Origin of the sequence: Mycobacterium sp. UM_11 (genome assembly GCF_001414075.1) — a bacterium.
Taxonomy (GTDB): domain Bacteria; phylum Actinomycetota; class Actinomycetes; order Mycobacteriales; family Mycobacteriaceae; genus Mycobacterium.
This window is the reverse complement of the sequence record NZ_LATC01000192.1, coordinates 1-3,398: the sequence shown is the minus strand read 5'-3', so window position 1 is coordinate 3,398 and position 3,398 is coordinate 1. Positions and strand designations below refer to the sequence as shown.

General features: G+C 69.9%; 2 protein-coding genes. Both read right to left on the bottom strand.

Features of this window, described 5'->3' with window-relative positions; all coding sequences use genetic code 11:
• On the bottom strand, positions 1 to 1,489 hold a 1,489-nt coding region (locus WU80_RS24350), incomplete at its 3' end, for a type I polyketide synthase (protein WP_197281355.1).
• A partial coding sequence (locus WU80_RS24345) for a beta-ketoacyl reductase (protein ID WP_231633908.1) occupies positions 1,486 to 3,398 on the bottom strand: 1,913 nt, incomplete at its 5' end. The genes WU80_RS24345 and WU80_RS24350, both read right to left, overlap by 4 nt.

The window sequence follows — 3,398 nt, the reverse complement described above, 5'->3', positions numbered from 1 at the left end:
CGTCCATCCACTCGGCTAACACCACCGCCGTGGCCGCCACCCGCTGCGCCGTCTTACCCGACACCACCAACGTCGACACCCCACCCGCGGGACCGGCGTCGTCGACCGGCGCCAGTTCCGGACCCTGTTCGATGATCGCGTGCGCATTCGTCCCGCCCAGCCCGAACGAGGACACCGCCGCGCGACGCGGACCGGAATCCGACGGCCATTCGATGTTTTCGACGGGTACGAAGAGCCGGGTCGACGACGCGTCGATGGCCGGATTCCATTGGGAGAAGTGCAGATTCGGTGGAATTTGGCCGCGCTGCACCGCCAGCACCGCCTTGATGAAGCCGGCCACCCCGGACGCGGCCTCCAGGTGGCCGATGTTGGTCTTGACCGCGCCCAGCGCGCAGGAGCCCGCGCCGCGGCCGTAAGTGGCTGCCAGCGCCTCGAATTCGATCGGGTCGCCCAGTGCCGTTCCGGTCCCGTGGGTCTCCACGTAGTTCACGCTTTCCGGCGCCAGGTCGGCAGAGCGCAGCGCGTCGGCGATCACATCGCACTGGGCGGCCGTGTTGGGCGCGGTGATGCCGTTCGAGCGCCCGTCGGAGTTGACCGCCGAGCCGCGCACGACGGCCAACACCCGATCGCCGTCGCGCACCGCGTCGGTCAACCGCTTGAGCACCACCACGCCCGCGCCCTCACCGCGCACGAACCCATCGGCCGCCGCGTCGAAGGTGGCGCACCGTCCGCGCGGTGACAACAGACCCCATGCCGAGATGGCGATCTGGGTTTCGGGACGCAGGGTCACGCTGACCCCGCCGGCCAGGGCCAGGTCGCTCTCGCGGGATCGCAGGCTTTGGCAGGCCAGGTGGATCGCCGCCAAGGACGATGAACATGCGGTGTCCACCGCCACCGCCGGGCCGCGCAGACCCAGCAGATACGAAATCCGGCCGGCGGTGATGCTGTGCGAATTTCCCGTTCCCGTGTAGGCGTCCACGCGCTCGGGGCTGGAGGCCAGCATGGACTGGTATTCGTTGAAGTAGGCGCCGATCATCACGCCGGTTCGCGTATCGGCCAGCGAATCCGTTGGGATGCCGGCATGTTCGAGGGCCTCCCAGGCGACCTCGAGCGTCATCCGCTGCTGCGGGTCCATCGATGCGGCCTCGCGCGGCGTGATGCCGAAGAATTCCGCGTCGAAGCCCGCGATGTCGGGCACGAACCCGCCCCACTTGGTGGTCATGTGACCGGGCGTCAGGGGGTCGGGACTGTAGAACGCCTCCGCGTCCCACCGGTCCGCCGGGATCCCCGAAATCGCATTCCGGCCCTCGACCAACAACTCCCAGAAGCTGTCCGGTCCCGTCACACCGCCCGGGAATCGGCACCCGATTCCCACCACGGCGACCGGTTCCGCGGTCACCGTGCGTGCGGCGCGGGCGAATTCTTCGGACAGGGCGGTGCGCTGCTGCGCCGTCATGCCCGAGACGCGGCTGAAGAGACTGCGCATCAAGCGGGCTCCTCGGCGGTGACGGACGACGACTCGATGCGATCGAACAGGCTGTCCAACGTGCTTCCCGCCGAGGCGGATAACGCCGCGATCTCGTCGTGTCCGGATTCCGTGGTGGGCGCGACCATCTTGGTGAGCTGGTCGGCCAACGCGGAGACGGTGGGATGGTTGAACAGCATGATCGTCGAGATTTCGACACCGACCAGGTTTTCGGCCTCCCGGCGAATCGCCATGGCCATCAGGGAATTCAGGCCGAGCTCGGCGAGCGGGCGGTCGTTTTCCAGCTCCGGTTCGGGAATGCGCAACTCGCGGGCGACGATGGCGCGCAGCCCGCTTTGTAACTCCGCGCGCACCTGTGCCGACGTCAGATGTGACCAATCCCGCGCCGGGATCACCGATGCGCCCTCGGAGTCGGCCAACAGGTCGTCGACGATGCGCAGCGAGCCGCGCATCCGGTAGGCCTCGGCCAGCAGTGGCCAGTCCGCGTCCACCACCACCGAGTGCGGACCGGCCGCCGGGTTCATCGCCAACGGCAGCGCCGCGATGGCGACGTCGTCGTCCATGGGTACCAGTCCGGTTCCCACGCTCACCTGGCCGGCGTCGCCGTCGCTGTCGGCCAGGGATTTCCACAGCCCCCAGTTGATCGTGGTGGCCGGAAGGCCAAGGGCGCGCCGGGCGTATGCCAGGGCGTCCAGGTAGCCGCTGGTGGCGGTGTAGTGGGCAAGCCACCGCGAACCGGTGAGGCCGGAGATCGAGGAGAACAACACGAAGTGGCGCACCGGGGTGGTCAGCGACAGCCGGTGCAACACCGCGGCGGCGTCGAGCTTGGGCGCGAACATCGCGGTGACGTCGTCATCGGTCATCTCGTCGAGCAGCACCGGGCGTCCGGCATAGGCGGCCAGATAGATGCCTTCCAGGCGCGGCAGGTCGGCGCCGAACCGGCCGAACAGCTCGGCCATCGCGGCGCCATCGGCCGCGTCGGCCGCGACGGTGACGAGGTTGATCCCAGTGGTGGCAAGGCTTTCGGCCAGCTCGCGGAGTCGCTGGCCGGGATTGCGCGACACCGCGACGATGGTCGTGGCGCCCATCCGGGCCAGCTGGCGGATCAGGTGCGGGCCGATGTTGCCGGTGGCGCCGATGACGAGCTGGCAAGCGTCACCGTCCAACGCGACCGGTTCGATGGGCAGGGCGCGGCGCTGCAGGCGCGGGACGTGACGGTCACCCCGGCGGTAGACGACCTGGTCTTCCCCGTCGGCGCCGGACGCCTCGGCCAACACGCGCGGCGCCGCGAGCTCGGCGGGCACCGAGGCGTCGAAATCGAGTATGCCGCCCCAGATTTCGGGGTGTTCCAGGGCGAGGGTGCGGCCCAATCCCCAGAGCGCTCCGTGGCTGGGGTTGGCGCGGTCGCCCTCGGTGATGGGTTGGGCGTTGCGGGTGACGACGAACAACTTGGCCGGCGACCCCGCGGCGGCCATCGCCGCGGCGATCCGGCGCGCCTCATGAAACAGCCGATAGGCCAACGGGACTGACGCATCGGAGGCGGGCGGTGCGTACACCACTCGGTCGACACCGCCCAGCGCGCCGAGGAAGGCCGCGTCGTCGGTGCAAGCCCACCCGTCGACGCGGGAACCCGTGATGCGGCTCAGTTCGGCGGCCAGGTCGGTGTCGCCCAGCACCAGCCACCGGTCGCCGCCCGCGGTCGACGATCCTCCGTCGGCGAGGGGCCGCGCGGGCCAGGCCACCTCATAGGACCAGTCATCGAGCGGACGGTGGTTGCCGTTGCCGTTGCCGGCACGCGCGCCGGACGGGGCCCGAGAAGCCTTGCGCGACAACGGCGGTGGGGTGGCCGCCTCGACGTCGATCCAGTGGCGGGTGTGGTGCCATGGGGTGGTGGGGATCTGGGGGTGGGGTT